The organism is Candidatus Tumulicola sp., from assembly GCA_035601835.1.
Classification (GTDB): Bacteria; Vulcanimicrobiota; Vulcanimicrobiia; order Eremiobacterales; family Eremiobacteraceae; genus DATNNM01.
In genome coordinates, this window is the sequence record DATNNM010000011.1 from 191,168 (window position 1) to 215,173 (window position 24,006).

Annotated in this window: 19 protein-coding genes; 12 read left to right on the forward strand and 7 right to left on the reverse strand. The window is 55.1% G+C overall.

What is annotated here, in order from left to right:
* The first annotated feature begins 14 nt into the window (after positions 1 to 14).
* The 6 genes from VN934_05740 to VN934_05765 all read left to right on the forward strand — a co-directional run bounded on the left by VN934_05740 (position 15) and on the right by VN934_05765 (position 7,097).
* Positions 15 to 341: a hypothetical protein gene (locus VN934_05740; protein HXM18296.1), complete on the forward strand. Its 327-nt coding sequence runs from the start codon at positions 15 to 17 to the stop codon at positions 339 to 341.
* A 385-nt stretch (positions 342 to 726) separates the two neighbouring features.
* Positions 727 to 1,185 carry a TIR domain-containing protein gene (locus VN934_05745; GenBank protein HXM18297.1) on the forward strand — a complete coding sequence of 153 codons (459 nt, stop codon included), beginning with the start codon at positions 727 to 729 and terminating at the stop codon, positions 1,183 to 1,185.
* A 12-nt stretch (positions 1,186 to 1,197) separates the two neighbouring features.
* On the forward strand, positions 1,198 to 2,094 hold the full coding sequence (locus VN934_05750) for a hypothetical protein (GenBank protein HXM18298.1): 897 nt from the start codon (positions 1,198 to 1,200) through the stop codon (positions 2,092 to 2,094).
* Positions 2,095 to 2,659: 565 nt separating this feature from the next.
* A complete protein-coding gene (locus tag VN934_05755) occupies positions 2,660 to 3,466 on the forward strand; it encodes a hypothetical protein (GenBank protein ID HXM18299.1) in 807 nt (268 codons plus the stop codon).
* Between the two features lie 802 nt (positions 3,467 to 4,268).
* On the forward strand, positions 4,269 to 6,326 hold the full coding sequence (locus tag VN934_05760; protein HXM18300.1) for a hypothetical protein: 2,058 nt from the start codon (positions 4,269 to 4,271) through the stop codon (positions 6,324 to 6,326).
* Positions 6,327 to 7,097 carry a hypothetical protein gene (locus VN934_05765; GenBank protein HXM18301.1) on the forward strand — a complete coding sequence of 257 codons (771 nt, stop codon included), beginning with the start codon at positions 6,327 to 6,329 and terminating at the stop codon, positions 7,095 to 7,097.
* A 1,992-nt stretch (positions 7,098 to 9,089) separates the two neighbouring features.
* Here VN934_05765 and VN934_05770 read toward each other — a convergent pair.
* Positions 9,090 to 9,677 carry a hypothetical protein gene (locus VN934_05770; GenBank protein HXM18302.1) on the reverse strand — a complete coding sequence of 196 codons (588 nt, stop codon included), beginning with the start codon at positions 9,675 to 9,677 and terminating at the stop codon, positions 9,090 to 9,092.
* 533 nt (positions 9,678 to 10,210) lie between these two features.
* Here VN934_05770 and VN934_05775 point away from each other — a divergent pair.
* From VN934_05775 to VN934_05790, 4 genes are all read left to right on the forward strand, one after another.
* On the forward strand, positions 10,211 to 10,405 hold the full coding sequence (locus tag VN934_05775) for a hypothetical protein (protein ID HXM18303.1): 195 nt from the start codon (positions 10,211 to 10,213) through the stop codon (positions 10,403 to 10,405).
* Positions 10,406 to 11,253: 848 nt separating this feature from the next.
* Positions 11,254 to 11,778: a Pycsar system effector family protein gene (locus tag VN934_05780; protein HXM18304.1), complete on the forward strand. Its 525-nt coding sequence runs from the start codon at positions 11,254 to 11,256 to the stop codon at positions 11,776 to 11,778.
* Positions 11,779 to 12,492 carry an adenylate/guanylate cyclase domain-containing protein gene (locus VN934_05785; GenBank protein ID HXM18305.1) on the forward strand — a complete coding sequence of 238 codons (714 nt, stop codon included), beginning with the start codon at positions 11,779 to 11,781 and terminating at the stop codon, positions 12,490 to 12,492. It abuts the gene before it with no gap.
* Positions 12,493 to 12,643: 151 nt separating this feature from the next.
* Positions 12,644 to 13,126, forward strand: a complete 483-nt coding sequence (locus VN934_05790; protein HXM18306.1) for a hypothetical protein — start codon at positions 12,644 to 12,646, stop codon at positions 13,124 to 13,126.
* A gap of 89 nt (positions 13,127 to 13,215) precedes the next feature.
* Here the strand turns inward: VN934_05790 and VN934_05795 are convergent, their stop codons facing one another.
* The 6 genes from VN934_05795 to VN934_05820 all read right to left on the reverse strand — a co-directional run bounded on the left by VN934_05795 (position 13,216) and on the right by VN934_05820 (position 19,565).
* Positions 13,216 to 14,568: a hypothetical protein gene (locus VN934_05795; GenBank protein HXM18307.1), complete on the reverse strand. Its 1,353-nt coding sequence runs from the start codon at positions 14,566 to 14,568 to the stop codon at positions 13,216 to 13,218.
* 8 nt (positions 14,569 to 14,576) lie between these two features.
* The gene (locus tag VN934_05800; GenBank protein HXM18308.1) at positions 14,577 to 16,073 is read right to left on the reverse strand and encodes a S8 family peptidase; all 1,497 of its coding nucleotides are present in this window, start codon (positions 16,071 to 16,073) and stop codon (positions 14,577 to 14,579) included.
* Between the two features lie 51 nt (positions 16,074 to 16,124).
* Positions 16,125 to 16,397, reverse strand: a complete 273-nt coding sequence (locus VN934_05805) for a hypothetical protein (protein HXM18309.1) — start codon at positions 16,395 to 16,397, stop codon at positions 16,125 to 16,127.
* A gap of 123 nt (positions 16,398 to 16,520) precedes the next feature.
* Positions 16,521 to 17,384, reverse strand: coding sequence for a hypothetical protein (locus tag VN934_05810; protein HXM18310.1), 864 nt, complete (start codon positions 17,382 to 17,384; stop codon positions 16,521 to 16,523).
* Positions 17,385 to 18,012: 628 nt separating this feature from the next.
* Complete coding sequence (locus VN934_05815) at positions 18,013 to 18,918, reverse strand: hypothetical protein (protein ID HXM18311.1); 906 nt, start codon at positions 18,916 to 18,918, stop codon at positions 18,013 to 18,015.
* 38 nt (positions 18,919 to 18,956) lie between these two features.
* On the reverse strand, positions 18,957 to 19,565 hold the full coding sequence (locus VN934_05820) for a hypothetical protein (protein HXM18312.1): 609 nt from the start codon (positions 19,563 to 19,565) through the stop codon (positions 18,957 to 18,959).
* A 442-nt stretch (positions 19,566 to 20,007) separates the two neighbouring features.
* Between VN934_05820 and VN934_05825 the strand changes: the two genes are divergently transcribed.
* Positions 20,008 to 22,734, forward strand: a complete 2,727-nt coding sequence (locus VN934_05825; GenBank protein HXM18313.1) for a secretin N-terminal domain-containing protein — start codon at positions 20,008 to 20,010, stop codon at positions 22,732 to 22,734.
* The gene (locus VN934_05830; GenBank protein ID HXM18314.1) at positions 22,731 to 23,333 is read left to right on the forward strand and encodes a hypothetical protein; all 603 of its coding nucleotides are present in this window, start codon (positions 22,731 to 22,733) and stop codon (positions 23,331 to 23,333) included. Before VN934_05825 ends, VN934_05830 begins: the two co-directional genes overlap by 4 nt.
* Positions 23,334 to 24,006: the final 673 nt, after the last annotated feature.

Below are 24,006 nucleotides of genomic sequence, written 5' to 3' on the forward strand. Positions count from 1 at the left end.
CGGCGCAAAGCAAAGTGCGCCAGGCAATCGTCCTACCCGATAGCCTGTACGTCGCGACAGAGCTCGAACAAGCGGGCCAGGAGTGGATCGGTTGCGCCGAGACCGCGAGGGACCATCAAGAAAGCTACTCAGACTACCTGTCGGCAGCAACCACGCTGGAAGAAGCGGGTCAGGAGTATCATACCTTTAACGACACGTCCCAGAGCACACGCGCACTGGTAGAAGCCGAAGAAGCGGCAAACCACGCTCTGAGCCTGGCTAAGAACGGCCACGGGAGCGTTAGCGATGCCAGCGACAAGCTGTCGGCGATTCGCACCGATAGGAACGATTTTGGTGAGTAGGAGTCGGATGGGCGTTGGAAATCACGCTCGTGACGGGTATATCATACCGCTCGATGATGAGTGCCTTGAGAGGTAGTGGCGCTTCCAGAACCACGACAACCGGGCCATGGATAAGGTGCTCCGAGATCTCTTCGGTACGATTAGTGCCTCTAGAGCACAATCGAGCAAAGCTAAGAATGAGCTTAGACGTGTGAAAAAGGCTATAAGAGCAAGTTTGCGTACAGGTTCGCCGTGTTTGTCGTGTTAGGGTCAAGTTTGAAGATTACCACATTCCGCTTCGTACGCGCAAGACATGCGGAATAAACGTCGAGCGCCGCACCGGCCTAGTGCACGGCGTGAACGCCCCGGGCGCAAAACGGCGCCGGCGAGAGGGTACGACCTCTTCGTGAATCATGCAAATGCAGACAAGGAGCCGTTTGTGCTGAAATTAGTACGTCGATTGCAAAAGAAGATAACTGTTTGGTACGACGACGATATCCTCAAAGGCGGCGATCTTCTGCTGGAAGTTCTTAACGATGGCATGAAGCAATCTCGTCATGCAATCGTAGTCTTTAGTAAGGCATTTATTAAGAAGAGAAGGGGGCTGCGGGATCATGAGTATCATGTTCTGCTCTCGCGACAAATCAATCAGCACGAGCAAAACCTGATAATCCCGGTTCTGTACGGTGTGACAAGTCGGCAGGTCTCCGCATACGACACAACCTTAGGAGACCGGTATCAGCTTGATTATGGCAAACTCGGAATGGACGGTCTTATCCGGGAGATACTACGAGTCGTCAAACCGCAAAGACAGCCGGCACCAGAAGAGTCTGTAGAGTTTATTGAAAACTGGAATAGATATTAGGAGAAACATCCGGTGAAGTTCAACCCTCCCACTGACGCATTAATAGACCAGCCGCACCTGGTTGGCTTCAGGCCCTGCCTTTCTGTTCAATTCAGCACTCCGTCGGATGTGAACGGAAGAGTGCACCTTGCCTGGACAGTTCGAAATGTTGGGCAAGGTGTTGCGCGAAAGATAGTACTGTTTATACCTGGTATTATGACTGATGCTCTTAGTCGCCCAATTGAAGTGGGCACCGGAGTGCAACGACGGACGCTGTATGAAGACAAGCGAGCTTTTACCGGATTCATGAAGCCGCCCGTACACTTCATCGCTGAGTTTGAGGATCACGCCGGAAACCTGTACCGTCAGTACGCACACGTGTTGCAAACAACTATTCCGAATTCACGCTTTTTTGCCTACGACGTCGAGGAGCTGGACAGACCTTACCTAGTTGCCGATCGAATCGTGAGGGCGCCAGAGTATTCGTCAGAAGATGAAATGGCAAAACTAGCGGTAGATAGCGATCCGCTAGTCGGTCGAATCCCGTTTGCTAAGTTGGACGAGGCGCAGAGACAAGCTGACGCGGCCGGCCAAGACACATTCGCTGCGAAGACGTTTCGGGAACTTCCCGAGATGAAAAACCTTAGGCAGCAGGCTTTTGACTTGATTATCACGGTCAGAAAGTGTCTTATACGGTATCATGGAAGTCTGAGTGTCGATTCATTTGTTTCGCCTGAAATTACTGCGGCGTTTACAAAGTGGTTACTCGCGGTAAAAAACAAAATTGAGAGGCTTCAACGACATCGCGGCATACTGAGACCGCAATCAAAATTTCCCGTTACCGTTACTCGCCTCGTAATGTTCTTGGATGATGTTGAAATGGCGGCTCAAAAACTGGACAACGACATCCCGCCCGCCGTGCCTGAATGACGCGAATTATCGGCGAGCGTGAAAGGTGAATTAGAATCTCCGGACCGGACTCTTGAGGCCGCTACTGTGAAGTTACGATAAACGGCCAACGACCGCATGACGCGTCGAATGCAGCGGACCTCTTAACCGAAGGGCAGACGAACCCGGTCTTTGCAATTGTCATCCTAGCATTCCTTGTGTTGGGATCGTTGCGATAGTTCTGTTTGGAAAGCAGTCCGATACGGCATAGCTCGCGATAAAGCTAGGATTGGTGTAATAACCTTACTTCTGTTGCCTGTCTTGGGGGTCGCCAATGACAACTCATCCAGTCGTCCATCGAATTTCACGCGCACAGTTATTCGAACACGTTTGGAACGAGCCAATGCGCCTCTTGGCGCCAAAGTATGGCTTGTCCGACGTCGGGCTGGCCAAACTGTGTCGCCGCGTAGGCGTACCTTTGCCACCAATGGGCTACTGGGCCAGAAGCGTTAAGAAACGACGCCGACCCCATCTGCCTCCAGCAGCGGATAGTCAAAACGAAACCATTGAAATAACTTCTAGTCACGTTAGAAGCGTGGGCGTCGCTGTGGAGTTGCCAAAAGACATCGCGGAAATGCTTTCAGCCATGAATCAGGGACCCGAGATCAGTGTCCCCGTCACTTATCCCCGCGCTTACCCGATGTTCGAACGCTGGGATTCAGCAGATCGGCGCGCGGAGGTCAGCGCATCCGATCGACGGTCCGCTCTTTCCGAGATTGAGAAGCGTCGGCGCCGAATCCTTTACGCGATCATTCAGCACATTGAGAAATGGAAGGGTCGTATTGTCGCAGTTGACTGGTATAGATTCAAAGTCGAAATTGGGGCAGATGAACTTGCGTTCACGCTGCGAGAGCCCAGCAATCGGGTGCAGCGTCCACTTACGCAACAGGAACTGCGTTGGTATCCAGACCGTGATTCCATGCCCGATTTGCAGGCTTCTGGAAGGCTGCGATTACTGCTCGAGGAATCCTTCGACCGGCCGATTCAAAAGAGCTGGGGTGACCTGGCGGGAAAGCCGTTAGAGACGCGCTTGCATGAGGTTCTGAGTGGACTCCTCATAGCATTATCCGAATCTCGACGTCGGCGGCTTCATTGGGAAGATTGGCATCGGCAGCGGGCTGTCGACGAACAGGAACGCGTCGCGGCGCAGGAGCGTAGGCGAATCGAGCAAGAGCGTATCCAGAAGCTCGTCGCCGAGTCAGCAGCCTGGACCCAAGCGCGGCAGATTCGCGACTACGTGAAGGCGGCTCTAAGTGCGGCGCTGGCTCGAGGTGGCAAAGCAGATGACAAGCTGGCTGTCTGGTCTGACTGGGCCATGGATATCGCGGCTCGGATGGACCCGCTCACGCGCTGATCTCTTTTCCGGCGGAAAGAAAAGCTTGGCAGGTCTAGCTGGAATGAACTCAACATCTCAATTCCGGTCCTCCGTCTTCGAAATCTTTGAGGACAACACAGCCTGTGGAACTGCCTTCGTTGTCGCCCCCAAGACACTAGTCACGGCCGCTCATTGCCTGAGTCCAAAGACCGAGGCACTACGTCTAAAGTCCGACTTGGATGCTACGAGTGAAGCGCGTGTTCGATTCAGAGACGATGCTCAGGATATCGCTTGGTTGACCTCCGAAGTCCTAGCACCACCCCTGCTACTCTATGAAGGCGACTTGCGTGCCTGGTGCTCCTTGGCGACTTTCGGATATCCTAGCGTGCCTGGGCTTCGGGGAATGTGGGGCAGCGCGACTTTCTTAGGCCTGACCGAGGTCGACGGGCGTCAGCAACTTCAGCTCCGGTCGAATGAGATAACCCTTGGCTTCAGCGGCGCACCCCTATGGGGCGACAACGGCGCGGTTGGGATGGTGACGTCAGTCATCGGGCCCAGCGCCACGGCATTTGGGGCCACCGCCAAGAGCATCAGACAAAGCGCGAAGTCGGCGGGCATTGACCTTAGTACTTTTCGCCCTGACGATATCGGCAGCACAGTAATCCCAGAATCGATCAAGCAAGCTCTGGCCCTTAAGAATCGTTCTATGGCGCGGTGTATTGCACGGTGGGAGTCCCTAGGAGTAAGGCGCGACGTTGCGCTTACTCTCGCCAATGATCACTCTGTAGGGTCTATGAACATAAGTCTAGACGACCTCATTGGACGTCATCTGACATTCATCGTGGGTGATTTCGGCGTTGGAAAATCACTCGCCCTAGAACGGTTTCTACAAGAGTTTGCGATTCGTTCCATCGATTCTAGCGTCCGAAAGATATACTACGCGGATGCACGGTGGACGCCAACCGTGGAAGCGGTCTTAGCAGAGTTAGAACAGACAGACGAGCCCTTCGGCCTTTTCCTTGATAACGCAGAAGCTTTGGGGTCTGACAGATTGACATATGTGCTGGAGAAACTACGCGCGCTGCGCCTAGCGTCACCGAATTCTACGATGATTGTAACATCACGCCCCACAACTCAACTCCAACCCGCGGATGAGACAGTTGAAATGCCGCTGTTTCCCCTCTCCGATGCATTGGAATTGCTGCGACGCCTCGATGTCAGCGAGCTGAACGATAACCTGATAAGCGACTTTACAGAGGTTCTCGAGCGGCCGCTATTCGTGATCTTGTTCGCGGTCCACCTTAAGTCTCTAGACTTCGTAAGGAGACCGCCCTCAAGGGGAGACTTGCTAACGCTGATGGCAAAGTCGGCCTATGAGCGGCTCCAGGGTTCAATTGAAAATGCGGCCCATACCTTACGTCGACTAGCAAGTCTGCAAATAGACGCAGGGGGCGGCTTAGTCCCACTCAACCAAGTCGTCTCCAGCACACAACAAAAGGCATTGTTGGATTCCGGACTTATCACGCATGATGCCTCGAATGACCACGTGGGCTTTACTCTTCCGATCTTGACACAATGGTTCGCAGCTCAGCGGCTAGAGTTGAAGGAGATCGCAGTTGAGGAGATCGCAGTTGAGGAGATCGCAGGTTCCGAGCAGCAACTCGATAGGTGGCGTTATCCATTGCTTTTCTTCTTCGGTATGGCATCAGACGACCGGATAGACGACGTCCTTGAAACCCTAACACGCGTGTCACCAGGTTTTGTAGCGTCATTACTCCACCAAGCCAGGGGAGAATGGTTTGGGTTACGGGACGACAATTTGCCTCCAGCCATCGAGTGCGGAAGGCGCTTAAGACTTGCTGCGCGTGCTTGGATGCGCGCAATCCATCCACTTTCGAGTCTATCACCTCTTGCACACGCCGGCGATGTGGCGAAAATCGGTGTGTCGGTCGCGGGCAATCACTTAGTTGTGGGATGGTATCACGGTGCAGAGACGAGGCGCGACGTTTTTGAATTGGAGCCCGGGTTTTCTGTGCTTTCCCTTCCGAAGCAATTCCAAAGCGCATCATACCAACAGACCGTATGGATTCACCCAACTTGGACGTGGCGAGAAATGTTGGAAGCCGTGGCCAAGCCGCTGCTGGAGCTGGCTAGGAGTAGGAATTGTATTGCCAAGGGCTCGGCGCAAGAGTTGGAATGGGCTTGGCAAGCCGCGCTTGGGGCGCTTAATCGGGGATCCCTTGCACTCGATCCGGTGAATCTAGAAGCCCTTCGAAGCACCGGCGTTCTCGAAACTGATGCGGTCCGAATATCAGGTGTACGATTGATCAGCACTGCGCCACTAAAGGCTGTTGCGGAGCGGTTTCGCATTCAGGGTGCAACCCAGATGGGTCCGCCGTGGCCATACGCTGACTTACAGGGGGAGGAGCTCCGGTGGGTTTGGAGTGGCTTTTCAGAAGCCCGCCTACTTGAGAGAATCCAATTTGTGTTCGCAGAGGCGATTCGCGCTTATGAGGCTCTTGTGCGAGAGTACTTCCCATCGTTCGCTGCCCGAATGTCTCTTTACGTGGCTTTGCCGATCGAGTACCGAGTTAACGTCTTGGCGGTCGCGAATGATGAATTAGGAACACCCCCCTGGGCTGAACGCTACTATATGCCTTTGCCTCATGGTACGCCATCAAGGGTTACCGTGACGCGCTCCTCTGAGCATGTTACTGACGACGAGAGGACAGCGATTCGATTGCGAGCCTTATGGTCAGAGCGTCGACCTCACGCGTGCGAGGGAATGAGGCATGTCATTTCGACCGGCATACTCGACATATTTGGTGATTTTCCTATTTCCGATCTTGTAAGTCAGTGGTTAGTGGATGATCTCAGCGTAATTTTGGAAGGTAAGTAGATGAATGCAGCGGTGACGTCGCTACTCCTTATTCTGATATCGATTGGTCTCGGACTATTAACTTACTTTCTAGCGAGAAAGACCACCGCTGCTGAGCAATATTTCGAGGAGTACTCGACTATTGCAGAACCGATACAACAATGGTCGGTTACTCCTGCGACGCCACGCAGGGAGGGCCAGGCCCTGACACTCATCACGCAACGTCGACCTCTACCCCTCCTTTCCATCTCGTCTTTGATCATCGTGTTCATCATCGCTTGTTTCGTGCTGTTGCTTGTTATAACCATTCGGCCGTGGCATCTTATTGAGCGGACGCCGCTTACTGATAGTAGCACTTTGCAAGACGGTGTTCTTGTGAGCGTGTTGGCCGATAACGAGGGACGTCATATCGACGACGGCGATTCGATAACCGTCACCGTTCATGCCGTTCAGGAGCCTTGGGTCAAGGGAGGCTGCGGTGGAAAACTGCGTTCGCCCTCACTAACCCTAATGGCGCCCGGCTTCGATAAGCAGGGGCCGGTTCTTGATCGTGAATCGCCATGCGCGGCTAGCTGGATCTGGGTGATGGTAGCCAAACATCCCGGCCACCAGGTCGCAATGATAGCGTTCCAGGCCTCGCAATCAACCTCGTCAATATCCGTTGCGAGACTGCCGCTGGCCATTGACGTCGATAGTAACATAGGCTTCGATGCTACAATTGGAGTAATTGGCGCGATTCTTGTGGGGCTCATAGGGTTATTTGGGGCACTCCGATCGGCTCCGGCGAAGTGAATCACTATCTCTCTTGTGTGGGCTCCCCAAGCCGGAATCACTGTATCCTAACGAAAAAAGATGGTCAATCACAGCCTTCAAGTCTCGTAACATTCTCCTAGCGTCAGGTGGGCCGACTAGCGTTTGATCTCTAGGATGAGAAAAGGCGTTTCGTAGCTCGCTAAGGGCGATCCATCTCTCTGGAACCGGTCCAGGTAATAGCTTACGTTTTATCAACCATTCCACTTTAGGCCTAAGGTTCATATTAGATAGCCTGGGGTTGATTTCTCCCACCTTGTGCGATACCGCCGCCTCGAAAACGCGCGTTAACTGCTCCATCCCAAGAGTATAGAGCGGGTAGAAGAAGATTCCATAAACCATCGCACCTTTCGCAACATCGAACAGGTTACAGATTTGAGGCGGCGTTGTTTCCTTAAGGCCAATTTCCAGTACAGACTTCACTCGGTTTTCAATTTCTGCCTTAGTTGCCTTTACGGGAGCGCCAAGCCCACGAGGGCTGAACCTCATGCTCGTACGATCGGGCTCTAAGAAATTCTTCTCCGTTAGGACCTTGATCCCGCGACGATATTCTGACATTGGTTAGCCCTCACTATCACTTCGACGCAGAATGTTGTTCAGGTGATCGGACGAAAACCGCAAATGACACCACAACCCGCAAGATAGCCTTCAAGGGCGAGTAAAGAATTTCGTATCCGCTGTTACAATCAAGCGGGCAAATGGTGCGAACCGAGGATTTATTGAAGCAAATTGATCTAGGCTCATATCTGGAAAGCCGCTTAGATCGGTCATTCCAATTACGACCCAAAGCGGAGACCCCGTATACCCGGCGGCTTTGACACCCTTATCGGTCAATATTCCTAAGGCCGAGCGAGTAAGGTCATCTGGGTTAAAGGCGTGAGCCGTAGACGTTACCATGACAGGACCGGGACCCGGTATGACAATTACTCGAGAAGAGAGTTGCGCCAAAATTGGATACGTCTGAGGCAGAGGGGTAAGCCTCCGCTGATCGTACGCGGATAGATCCTCGTTCGCAATGAACCGCGTCATTTCGGTTAAAGCCCCGGTTCGGTCGGTTTTCGAGGGGACATCTCCAAGTGTGAACGTCACATAGTGATTTGCGAGGGCTGACGCTAGTTGCGAGTCGGCGTCGACCGCGTCACGTAAGTCCCTCAATAGGTCAAAGATGGTGTTGTGATATCGGGCAGAAGCTTCCCCTATTGCTTCCGCAACCTCCACATAGATGGTTCCCTCGTCCTTCAAGTCGACCGCAAAATCCGGACGCTCTTGTGAATGAATCGAAATTGGGTGATAGTCAGCCCTTATCAGGGCCGTAGTTAGTATTCGAAGTTCCTTGTGCTTCTGCGAGATTTGTATTTCATTTGGGCTAGGGCTCTTCATTTCGAGAACGACGTCCCCCAAACGTCTGCCGTCGTACTGGATTTCAACCAACTCATCCCAAAGGGATCGCTCAGCGTGTATGAAATTCAACCTGATAAAATCAAAAGTCCACACTTTCGCATTTTCTAATGTGCTGCCGCACCGCCCTTCCCGTTGGACGGACCACGGATTACGTATACCATTTCACCGGACGTTCGCAAAGATGTTCCATCGTGATTTGAGTACCGGTTCAATCGCGGCGGAAAACACCGCGAATTGCAAGGTTACGCGGCCCATTACCGGTTGCACCGGACGTTTGTTTACGGCTCGGCGACGTAGGTTGGGTCGATAAATCTTGACGGCTCACCGGACGTTCGACGCTACCGCAAATACACCGGACGTTTGACAATAGCGCCTGCAGGGTGGCTGATTCTGGCCTCATTCCTTATTAACCCCGCCCGAATTCTAGGGGATACTACACAAGGCGTGCAAACTTCCGGTCGTAGCCCAGCCGCAATGGAACGTCCGGTGCTTTTAGAACGTCCGGTCGCCGTCGAGGCCGTAACGGGCTCCGAACTGCGGGCACCGGGACTTCCTACACTTTGCCCTTAGTTGCTATTTCAGCATAGCACTAGCAAATAGAACCGCCGCAGGTATGGTCCCCACCAAAACCTCAGCTACCCATTCTCGCTTTTCTGCAGTCAACGCCTCGTCGATCGTTTCAGTACCCCATTGCACTTTTTCAGATATGTGGCGGCCAGGAGTTAAGCGATGAAAGAGCATGGCTCTCATGTCCCGGATCTTCTTGAACTCTGACGAATTTATCCAAGAGAGCTTTTGCGTTAGAGGCTCAGTCGGGAAAAGGGCTTCGAACTGCTCGAGCGTTGTCCGCGGGTTGGTATTCCGAGGGGCACTAAGCGGGAAGTTATTCGGCGATACGATTGCTCCTAGTGCGTAGAGACCATAGGTCAGCGACTCCAGCGTTGACACAGCCGCGCAAGAAAAGGTAAATAACAACCGCTCCTGAGCGTACCGACCGGGCACAGCCGGCGTCGGACCCAATTTCTTAAGCTCTCCGCGAAATGCCTCATCATCCTCCGCGCAATTTATGAAACGATAGACCACGGCATTCCAGGCACCTCCCCACTCACGCCGGGCTTCCGACCAAGGACCAGGTCTATGTTTTTCCTCATGGGCGTTCACCGTATTCAGTAACAGCAACCAATCGGATCCTGGGAAGTCTGATGGTAGTGACAGACCTCCTAGAGCTGGGGTTGCGGCCCAGGACATTTTCGGTACCTTTCACCGTACATCAACGGGCATTCAAGACGAGCGAGCGCAACGGGCGCCGGACGAATCGCGACGCGCCCAATCTTCCGGTCTTAGCCCGGCGCCCCGCCCGAATTCTAGTGTTGTCATGTGACGCCCGGCGTTTCAGATTCCGAGCGAATTTCGGCTAATCGTCGATAAAGAGTCGCTACTGAGCATTTTAAGCTCCGCGCAACACTTCGAGCTGATTCACCGTCGGCGAGAAGTCGCCTGGCATAGGCAATGGCGGTTGGCGTTAGTGCGCGCCGACGGCCGAGGTGCACGCCACGACGTTTGGCTGCAGCCATCCCCGCCTGAACCCGCTCGCGAATTTGCGATCGCTCATATTCTGCAAAAGCCCCGCTGATCGCGAAAAATAGCGCGCCTGTCGGGGTCGTTGTGTCAATCGAGTCGCTCAGGCTTCGAAATTGGACACCACGACGCTCAAGGTCACGAACGATCTGCAGAAGATCGATCAGGCTGCGGCCGAGTCGATCGAGTTTCCAAACCACGAGTACATCGCCTCGTCCAAGCACGGCTATACACTTTTCAAGCTGGGGACGGTTGGCGGCAGCGCCACTGATGCGCTCCTCAAAGATCAGCTCGCAGCCGGCCTTGAGTAAGGCGTCGCGTTGCAAAGCGAGGTTCTGTTCGTCCGTAGAAACCCTAGCAAGCCCAATCAGTCGACCTGTGGGTTTTGAGACGGAGTTATGAGACGCTGAGATGCTGACGGCCACGTTGTCCTCCACACATTGCTAAAGGTATAGTTTTTGAGAATTGGTGCTGGCTGTCTATCTTCGGCTTTACTGTACGAATTTGATTTCGACCAGGAGCGGGTGGCGAGCTTTAATAGGGGGCACTACCCGATTCGACTCGGTGCGGTGTTTGCCGTGCGCGGGTGAAATCTTAGTGCACTATCTTTAGCATCCGAAGTTCGATAGAGAAGCCTAACCGGATCGGGGAAAGCGGGTTTTTTCATTTCCTTCCCTTTTAAACGCGCGTGCCACGCCCAGCGGTAATACGTTCGCCAGGCTTCGCACGGATGGCACCATCGGGGGCCTTTTGGCATCCCATGTTGTCGGACCCATTCATTATTGAGATCTAAGGGCGGAAGTTTCGTACCACAGCGCATACATCGCATATCTGATAAGGTAGTGGATGCAAATGCGATAGCGTAAAGCAGCGAGATGAAACCCACGCGGGTCATTGATTAGCCCCCTAAGAAAAAAAGAAGGGCCGGGTGGTGGCCTAATCCCAGTCTCAAAACCTGCCATTGATTTCGGAAACAACAAGTACATCGCCTTTGCTGAGCTCCGCGAGGCACTTCTTAGGCTCTCGGCCCGTGGCAGCAACACCGCTGATCTGCTTCTCAAAACTCAGGTCTTGATGCAATTGTGTGCTAGAGCACTTCCGAGTGTCTAGCGAGAATCCTAATGACATGACCATTGAGCAAAAGTCCGGGTAGCACGTTATGGAAGAAGAGGAGATGGAGCAGGTCTCGTACGACCAGCTAAACGTCACACTCAGCTTTTTTCCGAGAGTAGACTCCAAATGCTCGGTCGTACTCGGCCTTGATGTCGCGATGATTGGCCTTTTGGCATTCAACGCTCCGGCTGTCGCGAATCTCACATGGCCGACACTTCTCTTGCCAGCGATTCCTGCGCTGTTATTCCTGCTCTGTATGATCAAAAGTCTCTGGGAGGTGTACAAATGCTCTTTCCCACGACTGGAGGGCGGTGACAAGTCACTGATATACTTCGCCGCGATTGGGAAGCGAACCGAAACTGATTTTGTTCGGTCGTTTTCCCAGCGCGACCGAAAAGAACACATCGCAGACCTACTCAGTCAAGTTTGGCGAAACTCGGAAATCTTGGACATGAAATTCGCGGCCCTGAAGAGCGCTCATATCTACCTTGCGTGGTCAATTGTGCCATGGGTTGTTGCGGTGATTATTTTTGGAATGTTTAACCAAAATGCACCGGGTTTACTAAGGTAGATGAGCCTAAAAGAAGACATCACGAGCGAAGTGAACGCGATTCTCTCCCAACCATGGAGCATTAGAGACGGTATAGTCGTACCTGAGAACAAGGACGTTAATCTAGTTGGCGGAGCAGTAAAACTAGATGCCATCATGTTCTACGCGGACTTGGCGGATTCAACGGCGCTAGTCATGACAAAAGATCGCGGGGTTGTTGCAAAGGTCTTCAAGACGTTTCTTAGTACGGCAGCGCGCCTTATAAAGGCTAACAGCGGATATGTTCGGAGCTTTGACGGTGACCGGATCATGGGTGTATTCTTGGGAGGCACCAAGAGGACGCAGGCCGCCAAGTGCGGACTGCATCTCAATTGGGCTTTTTGCAACGTGGTGAAGCCACGACTTCTTGTAGCGTTCCCAACTCTGGAAAGCGGCGGCTTCAAGCTTGAGTATTCGACAGGGATTGACGTCTCCGACATCCTGGTTGTAAGAGGTGGAGTCTACAAGGATAACGACTTGCTTTGGGTCGGACGTGCTGCGAATGTTGCGGCCAAGTTAAGTGCGATTCGGCAAACACCATTTCGAACGTTCATTTCGAAGGACGTTTACGACAACATGCATGAGAGTTCAAGGCTCGGTGGGACGCTTAAGAGCAACATGTGGGTTCCTTTTCTTTACCCCGGTGTAAAGGGGCAAATATCATTTTACAAGAGCTCATGGACATGGGAGCCTTAGCGTCCTTATGAAGTGCTTTCACTGCGGCGGTACCGTAGATGTCGGTACGATTCTCTGTCCTCATTGCGACAATCCGACCGCTAGGGCTGAAGTTGACCCTGATCTGTCAGAATGGTACGGGCACGGCCTCATGGACCGATTTGAAGCCCACATGAAGATTGAAGATCCCGTCGGTGCCGTCATTAGAGGGCATCTTTATCTGGAATCCGCTTTTTCCCGAGTGCTTTCGCGGGCCGTTTTGAGTCCGGATGCTCTCGCACTCGCAAAGCTGTCGTTCAATCAAATGGCGCGGATGTGTTGCGCGCTTGGCATCCTCGCTGGCGATGATGTACCCTGCTACCTCGTGTTGAACAAGATAAGAAATCGGCTCGCGCACGAACTTGAGACAATGGTGACAGATGCGGATGCGACAGCACTTAAGGAGTCGTTCTCTGCTCGGCAACAAAGTTTGTTTGAATCACCCCACAACAAGCAGGACGTCGACGATATTCGTCGGTCGATCCGGATCATGTTCATATCGCTTCTTAGGCAGGGCGAAAACCTAGACGAGCAACAAGTCAAGGGTAAGGCGCTTCATACCCGGGTCGAACGGTTACTTGCGCGCCCAAATCTCAGAGGGCCGAAGTCTGAGTGAAATCAGACCAACCGAAGGACGAATCCTGTACGCGCCGTGCTAACGGAGCCATTTGAACTTGTATCCGCGCTTGCACGTGCCTATCTCTTTCAAATAGCGTCCAGAATCGCGTATGCGATCTCTGATTTCGCGATATCGCCATGTGATGTGATTGTCGGCTTCGGCGGTGGGCCATCACCGTTAAGATTCCGTATCCACTGCCCAGTTGGAAGCGCTTGATACACAGCTCCTACCGGCGCAAGGTCGTCGTTGAAGGCCTCAGGTGTGTGCTGCGCGCCGTTACGACCCATGCCGCCATAGGTGTCACCCGGCCCTCCAACCAGTGCGGCGGCTGCCTGATTCATTAATCGCGAGGCAAGCGGATATGCTAGGCCGACCGCCATATCGTGCAAGCTGTGCGTAATAAGAACCGGGCCATGGACCTCAGGAGCGGAGACGACGTTGCGAAAGGCGCCGTCCACCCCCTGACCATTCCAATTCTGAGCAAGGCCATTGTGCGAATAGGCGGCCTGCAGAAGCGACATGCTTGACAAACCACGCGAGCCGGCCGGAAGTGCGCTGGCGGCGGCCGTAACGAGACGGCCCCCGAATGAGTGACCGACTAAGTGCACGCGAAGACTTGGAAAGCCCACAAGAATCTTTTGGACGGTGTCTTTTACGCCGCCGGATCCGATGATCCCCGCCCTATCCTTCATGGTGTAATAGGTGAGAAGGTTTCCAAAATTCGCGGCTGCCTGTTTGATGCCACTAATGACATTGCCAATAAAGGACGTGGCCGATCCAAGCGCTGCACTTTGCCCGACGGGAGGTAGCACCGGCATGATAGGTATCGAAAGATTTTGAAGTACTTGATGACCATTGAGAGCGGGGTCATCGAGCGCCGCGCGCGATTCATCGAGACCCTCGTCACGCGGACCTCGAGGAGGCGGGAGCAGCGACTTGAGTGCGAAAACGAAGTCGTTCTGCGCACTTTGACTGACTTCTAGATTGGGAATTTGGTTGCGCGCGTGGTCAATCTTAGCGGCGCTCTGTGGGTCTGGAAATAGCGTCTTGAGACCATCAAGCACAGAATTGAGCGCTGCATCGGGATCTGCGAGCGCCGCTGCACCTCCGGGTATTTCTGTGGGTTCCGTGAAGCGTTTCGAAGGCCAAAAGATTGTCATGATGGCGATCTTGCGGTTCTTAAATTTATTTGCATAATATTGTCGGAGCATCGATTGGACGCTCTGAAAGAACTGAGCGTACAAGGCCCTCGCCTCATCAATGTTATTGTTCCACCCGTGTGAAATGATGAATAGGTCCGTGGTGCCTGACGCCGGCGTCTTCGGGTCCGACGAAGCCAGGTTGGCGAGCATCTCACTCTCCGCAGCCGGGTCTAAAAGATTGCCGCCGGTGTCGTACATGATGTCGAATGCCGGAAATCCGCCGTACGTGTTGAGCATGTTTTCTCCTAAACCGATTGGAGAAGGTTCATCATGTCGACCAGTCCCCGACCCTGCAGATTCGGGTCGCGTTTGAGGCTCATCGCGGATTGTCGGATGAGTTCGGAAATCTCGAGAGCCTTGCCGATGAACTCGGGGCGCACCGAAAGGAAGCCGGCGATGATACCCGACACGTGCGGCGCGGCCATGCTTGTTCCAGTATCCTCAATGTAGTCGAAAGACTGAGTAGCCGCACTCGGGGGGACCTTCAGCTTGCTCTGCCCAGTTGCAGCGGAGATGATGCTTTCGCCGGGTGCGATAACGTCGGGTTTGGAACGGCCGTCACTGGTGGGACCTTTCGAGCTGAAATAGGAGACTCCGTACTGATGCGGTTTTTCTCTATCGGTCGACCCAACCGTAATGGCCAAATCAGCATTTCCCGGATCGTTCACGCTCATCAATTGGCCGGCTTGCGACGAGCCAACGGTGCCGGCGCCGGCATTTACCATCGTGGTGACGTAGCCAGTATTGCCGGCGGCCACGACAACCACGACACCCTGTAGAACCAAGCGATCCACGGCCTTGCATACCGGCGTTTGACCACATCCATACCACCTTGGGTCGAATGGGTATCCCGCGCTGATGTTGAGCCCATGCACGACAACCTTGCGTCCATAGTCGTTCAGTAACTCCACGTACTCGAGTGCCTGAATTAGTGAGGTCGCATCGCCGTTGCCATTGGCGCCGAGAACCTGCAGACTCACCAGTTTGCACGTCGGCGCCATGCCCTTAATGCCGGGCACATCCTTCAAGACGAACTGAGCATTCCCAGATTGATCCGGCGCCTGACATGCAGCTTGGGGTATGGCGTCACGCGACCCGCCAGCGACGATTCCCGCCACATGCGTTCCGTGACCAAACGGGTCACTTCGTGGGTCGCACCCCGGAACAAAGGACTTATGTGCATCGGCTATCGCCGCGGGCAAGATAAGGTTCTGGTACTTGGAGAAATGCGGGTGATCTGCTTGGATCCCCGAGTCGACGATCGCCCAGACGATGCCTTTGCCGCATGCTCCATACGCTCGCTGCGCCGCATCGGCTTTGACGGTGCAAATAGAGGCGGTCGTCAGGGGACCGATCTTCATCGACTCCCAGACACGGAAAATGGCTCGCGCCGGTCGGCCGGTGGTGGCATCGCTCACGCCTGAACCATCGCGGCGCGCGAGAGCGAGAATTTGGTCTGCGGTAAGCGACGCGAATACGTACGACCGACTAGGTTGGATTTGGTTCCGAGACAACGCATCGCTTCCAGCGATCTCGGCAACGAGCGCGATGATCGCACCTCGCGCCTTAGAGATCCCTCCGGCGTAAGCATAGTTCGCTTCGATAATAATGTCGAATCGAGGCGGTGTCGCTAGACGGGCTAGGCAGCTCTCGTTGAGCCTTGACCGAAGAGGTTCAGTAATGATGGTAGGCGCGAGATTGTCGACAATTTCTTCCTTGCGCTTGTGGGGATCGTCGAGCATGTCTCATCCCTCCTGGGGTCCAACGGCTGCGCGCGCTTTCCGGGCCATGGGCTAAATCCCGAGATCCCCGCAGGCAGACCCTATCGCAGTCCCCGCCGCTACGACGTTCCCAGATGCGGCCGCTACAATGAGTTTGCCGACGTTCGTCGCCAACGACACGAAACGAGTCACATTTGATTGTTGCTTTGCAAGCCGTTGAGACGCCGCATCAGCTTGAGTGGTGAAGGCCGTCAGACGCTGCAGCGCGTCGGCGGCCGCAGCCAATTTCTGTTCGACATCTAATGCATTGGCCTGCATCGCGTCGGTCAGGAGCGCATTGATCACTCGAGTCAGGGAGGCGGCGTTTGCCTGACTCTCCGGTGACGGATCTGCCGAGGCTGAGTTTAGCAATGGAATTAGATTGCCGGCGATCGCGTTGAGAGCTCGGGCTAGGTTCATCTGGTTCCCCTATTTGAACGCTTTCTGAAGAGCACGAATGTCCGGTCCGTACTCGGCAGCATACCCGCGGATTATGCCCGCGACATCGGCCGTTCTATTGTTCTTGATAGCCTCAGCGATCTTGTGGTGGGTTGCGCTGATCTGATCCAAAGCCGCGATGTAATTGGCGATTGCCGCTTGTTTGTCATCAATCTTGGCTTGCTCTTCTCGCTCTGTTTCACGGAAGGTGAAGGCATACAGCGTCTCTAGACCAGGCTTTGCTCTGGCAATATTAGGTTCGAAAAAGAGTTTGACCGCTGTACGCTCCGAAGTCAGCTGATTAACATAGTTTGTTCGCGCCACTTCCTTCAGCGTGGCGATCAAGCCGTTGAGACTCGCGTCGACGGCCGGAATGACGGTTGCCAGTTCCTCGCGACGCTTCACTTTGAAAAAATTGTCAATCAGCGACTTGGTGAACCCCGTAGCCGCTTTGAGTTGGTCGGCCTTAAAAGTCTTGGTGACCCCAGCATTGCCAAGCGTTTGAAAGAAATCGGAAATCCCGTAATCACCGGGATCACTTGCACCGCCCGCGAGCGCACCGAGCGACGCGATGTACGCCGTAACAACCGAGTCGGCCGATGTCCATTGGCGGGCCGCTCTTGCCTCTTCAGCGCAGTCTGAGAACGTATTAGGGTCTGCGGCGCGCTGCCATCCCACTGTGCGGACGCAGCTTTGATGAAAATCCTCACTAAGCGACGCAAAGGCCGCCTGAGAATCGCCAACGCTCTTACTTAGTGCGGCGAGTGCCTCAAGATCAACATTTTGACGACACCCGGTCAAGAGCGCGACGGCCACCAAGACGAAGAGAGAAACGCAAAGTCTTCCGAAACGCATACTGGTCCCTTACCGGTACCAAAGAAGCGGATGCAAGCCAAGCAGTCACACCCCATCGGGCCCCAACCGGACTCTTTCTTAGCCTGGGACCCAAACGATGCCGCCGGTGTACCCCTAGTTTACCGGAAAACGGTTGTGACGCCACTAGTGATGTCCGCAAACTTTAGCTCCTCAGCTGGACTGGCCAGGGACGAATTACCGATGGCTAAGGTAGGTCATTTTCTCCGCGAATGTGCGATGCCCACGGGGAGAGGGTAGTGATTCTCCGCCCCTTGGAGATACTTGAGTCATCTTGGCCCTGACTCACCCCGTTGCTGGACAAGCTGGGATGAGTGAGAACCTGGCTCTCGAACTGCGCGATCCAAGCCTTCGGCGATAGCCGTAGTGCACGCGCGTCTCCGCGATCGCCTTGATCTGCAGCTCCAACGTTGTCTTCCTCAGTCAGGAGTCTGCTCGTGCACAGGTCCCGGTTGAATTTGAGGGCATGCACGTGCAGGTTGCTCCAAACGGAGCCTTTTCGTGAATTGGCGCGGGGACTAACTTTGCGCGCTATAGCGTGGTCCGAGCGGGCGCCGCGCTACGAACGAGAATGTAGCATAAAATCTCATTTCAGGTCAACTTGTCCCCTTCAAACGCGGTTTTGAACAACTATGACGGTCGGGACCGGCGCGTCGAGATTCCCGAACACGTGAGCCTTGTTGAGGCCATCGAAAAAATAGAGAGCCGATTCGCGGTCGCCGGTGGCCAGATTCAGAGCGTCAGTACAATCCATCCCACCATTCTTGACCGGTCGCACCATCAACTGCGCCAAGTCATACAAATGCGCCGGCGTTGTTGCAAGAAAATGCAATTTGCCCGATCGGTCCAGTGCGGTGAGAAATCTCGCCAGCCTGGGATGTGTGTCCTCCCTCTGCAGGATCCCGACGACGCCATGTGGCTCGATGACGACCGGCCCAGATTGTACGGCCTCTCGACATGTACCCTGGCGATATGCGCCGACATGGAATATCCTGGCCCTGCCAGTTTGATCAATGCAAAAAACACCGGTTGCCAAACTCTGTTTCGGATTCAGGGCGGTCACCACTTTGTTATTGTCCACGACCAAACCAAGTGCTGCGGGCAAGGCCGGGTCTCCAGAAGAAGCTCCCGCATTGATTGCTATTATAGGGTGTAGAATGCGGACCACCTCTCCTATCGCGTAGGACTTATAGGTAGATTTGTTATCGAAGCCTAGTACATCGATCACATGCGTCTCAAGCGCATCTTGATCCAGACTGATGTCGTCGATTGTTACGGGGCCCCCGATGCCGTCGAACGTGAATCGCTTGTATGTGACGTGGCGTGGTATTGCCACTACCAGGTTTTTCACCTGAGCTTTCGCCATCGGCATCTCACTCGGCTGTTGGGAGTCGGCAGATGTTGATCTTGGTTGGCTCGAACTGGAACAACTGATCTCGATGATTGCCATAACGATGACGCAGCAGACAAGACCAAAAGGTGCACTTTGGACGCGCAAGGGGTTACCTTCCGTCATACTGATTTCCCCGACAAAGGCCGAAGGCTGCCGACAACCTATTGATTCCTTACGATGATTATCATGTTCAACCTCAGCGGGGCGGCAATTACCTCACCTGGCAGGAGTCTGATCTCAAGCGTGTGGATGTCACCGCTGAGCACTCCATGTTGTGCGAGGCTTGGTTCACCAACCAGGGGTGGGTTGAGTTGGATGTCAATGTCTTTATTTTCCCCTGGAGGTGGCATGATTGTCTGTCTCTGGTCTTGGGTCGGGTCTATCAGTCGGTAATTGTCGGCCAGGATTAGAATCCTAGCACTAGATGTGGAGTCGGCGGTGCCCCTGAGTTCGACGTCTTGATCCGGCGCGGAATAGAAGTACATCACTTGCGGGGCTTGCGGGGCTTGTTCGGGCGTGGTCGGGGTTACGGGAACGAAAATAAAGGTTTTTGTGTAGCCCGAATCCACCAAATGAACCCATTTAGTGCGAACTTTGTCCATCTCGTCATCAACCTGTTTGTGTACGCCGAATAAGTTGTCGGCGATACCGGGCGTGTACGAACTCTTCCCCGCGATGAGCAGCGCAGAAATCAGGGCTGTCGCCACAAACATCACTATGGCTGCAGTTCGAGCCGTCTTGGCATCCAATAGGTCGCTCACGATCTTCACGCGCCCTACCCCCAAATCCCTCGGCGATTTCCTGCCGCACGCGCTGCCTAGTTCAAGGGTACATCAAACCGGAAATGTGCGCAAGATGCTAGCAGCCGGAGAGCCCCTAAGGCGGTGTTTCACTGCGAGACCGCCGCTTTTCGGTTGCGAACTAAGTAAGGATGACGTCGCGTTTCGCTTTGTCGCTCGCGGTTATCGTTGTGACAGCCGCGCGGCCCTCTCGCCGCGCCATTGCGAAAACATTGCCAGCTTCATTGCGGCGACAACAATATACCGGTTCTTGGAGCTAAACCAGGCTCTCACCCGTATGCCTCCACGATTGAGTTTAACAGAGAGACGTCGCGGGGCCACTAGTGAAGTCCGCAAACTTAAGCCCTAGCCCACGGCTGAAAATGCAGACGAAAGGATATTTATTCGATAGGGCAAGAGGGTCCAGCGGCGAATGTGGGATGCCCACCTCGCTGGGGTGCGCTATTTGTTCGAGGCGGCATTGAAGATCGCTCGAATCGTCGTCGTTGGTCTCGCTGCGGCACTTGTGCTTCCATTCGAACTTGCGCCGTTGTCGACGACTGCCGCGACTATTAGCGAATCCGCCGGGCGCATTTCACTCACGGCAGAGAACGAACCACTACGCGACGTCCTCCTCAAGCTCGGTAAGCAAGTCGGAATCAACATCGTCGTCGGGAACGAAGTGCAAGGTCGAGTTAGCATGACGTTGCACGACGTGACGCTCGATCAAGCGCTCGAGGCGTTGACTTCGCAGTTCGGATACCGCATTCACCGCAGCGGGAACGTCATCGTCATTGGTGCCAGCGCTCAGGTTCGCGCAGTTGGAGCGGTTCCAAGCGCTACCCCGGGCGTCGCACCCGCTGTCATTCCGGTCACCGTCATTTCTGCGGACCGGGCAGCTTTAGTCCTGCGAGGCCTGTACCCGCACGCTCAAATCAGCGTAGATAGCTCAGCCAACGCAGTCATTGTCGTGGCCTCGCCCGAGGTGGTCCAAGCGATGCGCGGTGTCCTTCAAGGCATCGACGTACAGAATCCCACGCGACCGGTGAGTGAAGCCGTTCCAGTGCGAACGGTCAATGCCAAGGCGCTGGCGACTCGGCTGCAGGCGCTCTATCCGCGCGCGCGCATTTCCGCCGGTCCGAACAAGACGGTCATCGTAGTCGCTATCCCACAAGATCTAACGCAAATCAAGTCCGTGATCGCATCAATTGATACACGTACGGTCACGCCGGCACCCACCTTCGCTGCGGCCGAGGCGGTCAAAGTGACTCAAGCGCGGTCGCAAGATGTTGCCCGCGTGGTCGCGCGCCAGTATCCCGACGTGCGCGCCAGTGCCCTTGGAGCATCCGTGATCTTAAGCGGACCGCCCGATGAGATCGCAAAAGCCAAGGTGTTAATAGCATTGATCGACCTGCCGCAGGCAGGCAGCCGATTCACGCAAGTGTATCGCATCAAGTTCGTCGATGCGCGCTCGGTGGCGGGTTTGCTGACCCGCTCGTTCTCGGACATTCACGTGGACGTCGATGCCGATCTCAACGCGATCTCGGTGCTCGCCACGACATCGGAACAACAACGCATCGCAGACGCCGTCAACCAGCTAGACGTCGCGCCCGGAACTTCAGGCGCAACGAGCACGACAACGGGAGTGGCAGGCGCAGGCATGGCGGGTCCGGGCGGTACGAACATCGAGGTCATAACGCTAAAATCCGCACAGCCCGGGTTGACCCAAGGTGCGGTCTCAACCACCGCGACGGATATTCAAACAACTGTAACGCAAGCGCTGCAGGGCTCAGCCCCGGATCTTCGGATCACAGTGCCACCAAACTCAACGAGCCTGGTTCTCTCGGGAAGCCCGTACAGCATCAAGCTGGCCAGACAGCTCATCGACAAACTCGATGTTTCGCCGCCGCAGGTCGTGCTCGACACCGAAGTCCTCGAAGTGCAAGAGAGCACCGCCAAGAACTTGGGCTTGAATTTCCCGGTCGCGGTCATCGGTACGACGTACTCCGAGATTCAACCGATCGCCCCGCCGACCGGCGGCACCCCACCACCGCTGCTAGGCATCCAACCCTTTACTCGCACCGGAATCTCCATCACCGCGCAGCTCAACTTTCTCATTCAGCGCGGTCAGGCACGCGTGCTCGCCGACCCGCGCATCACGACCATGTCCGGCCGGACCGCCTCCATCAAAGCGGGCGACAACATCTCGATCCTGGTCACCAGTGGGGGAGGCGTCGGCGTGCCAACGCAAACCAGCGTCCAAAGCTTCCAGACTGGCGTCTTGCTGGACATCACCCCGGTCGTCAACAGCGGCGATGAGGTCTCCGTAACCTTGCATCCCAATGTGAGCAGCTTGGCCGGCATCAACAACGGCGTGCCGCAGATCTCCTCACGCGAAGTAGTGACGACCGTGCAGCTGCACGACAACCAGACGCTGGTGATCGGCGGTCTTATCCAAGAGAGCACCACGCGCACCGAAAACAGGCTGCCTATCTTGGGAGATCTCCCGCTCATCGGGCGTATCTTCCGCAATCAGCAGCTTACCCAGTCGCGCAACGAGCTGATCATCGTGGTTACGCCGCACATCTTACGTGCTGGCGAGAACCTCGTCGTTCCAGGGCCTGCCTTGCCAGTGCTGCCGACGCCGCGCGCGCTGCCGACGTTGCCACCTAATGCCAATCTGCCAACGCCAAGTGGCCAGTTCCCAATGGGTATGCCCTTGGCGCAGCCGACGCCGTCGCCCCAAGGCATGGTCAGCGTAACTCGCCTCGGTCAAGCCACACCTTTGCCGCTTCCGATGCCCTCGGCGTTCGCCGCGGCCAATGTCTTCACGTTCGGAAGTCCGCCACCAAATTCGTACGCCGGTCCAACCGATCCGGTGCGCATCTTGTATGCTTCATTTTCTCCAACTGTGTTGCGTAACGGCGCGCTCGTTCATGTTTCGGTCATCACCACGACCAACGCCAACGCGGTGGCGATCGGAGCGGGCGGTTACTCGTCAACGCTGACTCTTGTCTCGCCCGGGCAGTGGCAAGCCTCGTTCCCCTTCAATGCGGGGAGTATTCCGCTGGGACAAGTGCAAGCGCAACTGACGCTTACGGCTTCCAAACCTGATGGGTCCAACGCCACCTTGCAGATCCCGATCAGCGTACTACCGTGAAGGCTCGTGTCCTCGCGATATGCGTGCTCGTGCTGTGGGGTGGTGCGCTAGCCATCGCCGCCTGTGCGCACCTTCCCAGCTATTCGGTTGTGCCGGGGTCGACCCCAACTCCCACGCCTAGTGCCGGTCCCTCGAGCAGCCCAGCAGCGTGCGCAACGCAAGCGCCGCAAGCGACCGTGATCATCGTCATGTCGTCGAGCATCTCCGCCACCACCGTTTCGCCGTACAATGTGATCAACGGCTACATCAAAGCCAACATCGATTCGACGTTCAACAACGTGGCGAGCGTGATCAACGCCCGCTCGACCGACGTCATCCAATTCGTCAACGCGGAGAACACGGGTCCTGCGACGATCCTCCATTCGGCCGTGGGGTTCCCAAATGCCGTCGGCTTTCCGGCATCCCCGTACAGCTTCCCCACTTCGACGCAACAGCAAATCGGCTCGGCGATCTCGCAAGCGCAGTGGTCTACCGGGCGACTCGCGCCGCTGCCGTGCTTCTCGCAGACCTTGACGGCTTCGCCGGGCACTTACTATTTCGGAGACTACGACTACTACAACCTCACCAACGCGCGAGACGTGCTTGTGGTGAGTTCGTAGTCGTAGAGTTTCCGAATCTTGAAAGTGTTGCAGTTTCCATGGGGCCACGTTCAGCGTGATCATCCGGCACGGATCACTGGAGCGTCGCACGCAAAAGAACTATTTATCCGGCGTGTGAAGCGATTTCGGGTCTTTTATTCGGTCAGGGTTCGGTACAACTGCAAGATTTGGGGCACGCGCGTTCGCAAAAATTTTGAAATGCGGAAGGCCTAATCTTTTGAGTAGCCCTGGGCGCGGCGTATGTGATAGGCTCAAATTGTAGGCTGGTCAACGGAGAAATCAGGGTCGCGAGGGCCTTTAGCCTGATGTCACGTGTTTCTTACTCAATTTGGGGTGTGTTATGCGTATCGTTGGAGCTAAGTTTTTTGCTTTAGCGCTCGTAGGCGTGCAACTATTTATGCCGTCCTTTGGCCTTGCGGTGGCGTCGCCGTCTGGTTCATTTGCACCAGCAGCTCCCCCCCAGACAATCGGGCAACCGCAGCGACCGCTCAGCATTGCGAGAACAAAGTCATCGGCGGTTACCTCGCTCGATGGAGGACCCACGCCACTTAGTCCCACCAACGTGCAGTTCCCAGTTAGCCCCGCTGGTTTCGCGAGGATCGTCGGCGTTGTGGACGTTGCTGCGACCCGGGCTGCGCTTTCCAAAGCCGCGACGGCGTTGAATGCGGCACCA

What these genes read in the sequence shown, in the direction of transcription:
- VN934_05765 (HXM18301.1), top strand. Translation starts at nt 6,327, where the DNA reads ATGAATGCAGCGGTGACGTCGCTACTCCTTATTCTGATATCGATTGGT.
- VN934_05780 (HXM18304.1), top strand. Translation starts at nt 11,254, where the DNA reads ATGGAAGAAGAGGAGATGGAGCAGGTCTCGTACGACCAGCTAAACGTC.
- VN934_05785 (HXM18305.1), top strand. Translation starts at nt 11,779, where the DNA reads ATGAGCCTAAAAGAAGACATCACGAGCGAAGTGAACGCGATTCTCTCC.
- VN934_05790 (HXM18306.1), top strand. Translation starts at nt 12,644, where the DNA reads ATGAAGATTGAAGATCCCGTCGGTGCCGTCATTAGAGGGCATCTTTAT.
- VN934_05795 (HXM18307.1), bottom strand. Translation starts at nt 14,568, where the DNA reads ATGCTCAACACGTACGGCGGATTTCCGGCATTCGACATCATGTACGAC.
- VN934_05800 (HXM18308.1), bottom strand. Translation starts at nt 16,073, where the DNA reads ATGCTCGACGATCCCCACAAGCGCAAGGAAGAAATTGTCGACAATCTC.
- VN934_05810 (HXM18310.1), bottom strand. Translation starts at nt 17,384, where the DNA reads ATGCGTTTCGGAAGACTTTGCGTTTCTCTCTTCGTCTTGGTGGCCGTC.
- VN934_05815 (HXM18311.1), bottom strand. Translation starts at nt 18,918, where the DNA reads ATGACGGAAGGTAACCCCTTGCGCGTCCAAAGTGCACCTTTTGGTCTT.
- VN934_05825 (HXM18313.1), top strand. Translation starts at nt 20,008, where the DNA reads ATGTGGGATGCCCACCTCGCTGGGGTGCGCTATTTGTTCGAGGCGGCA.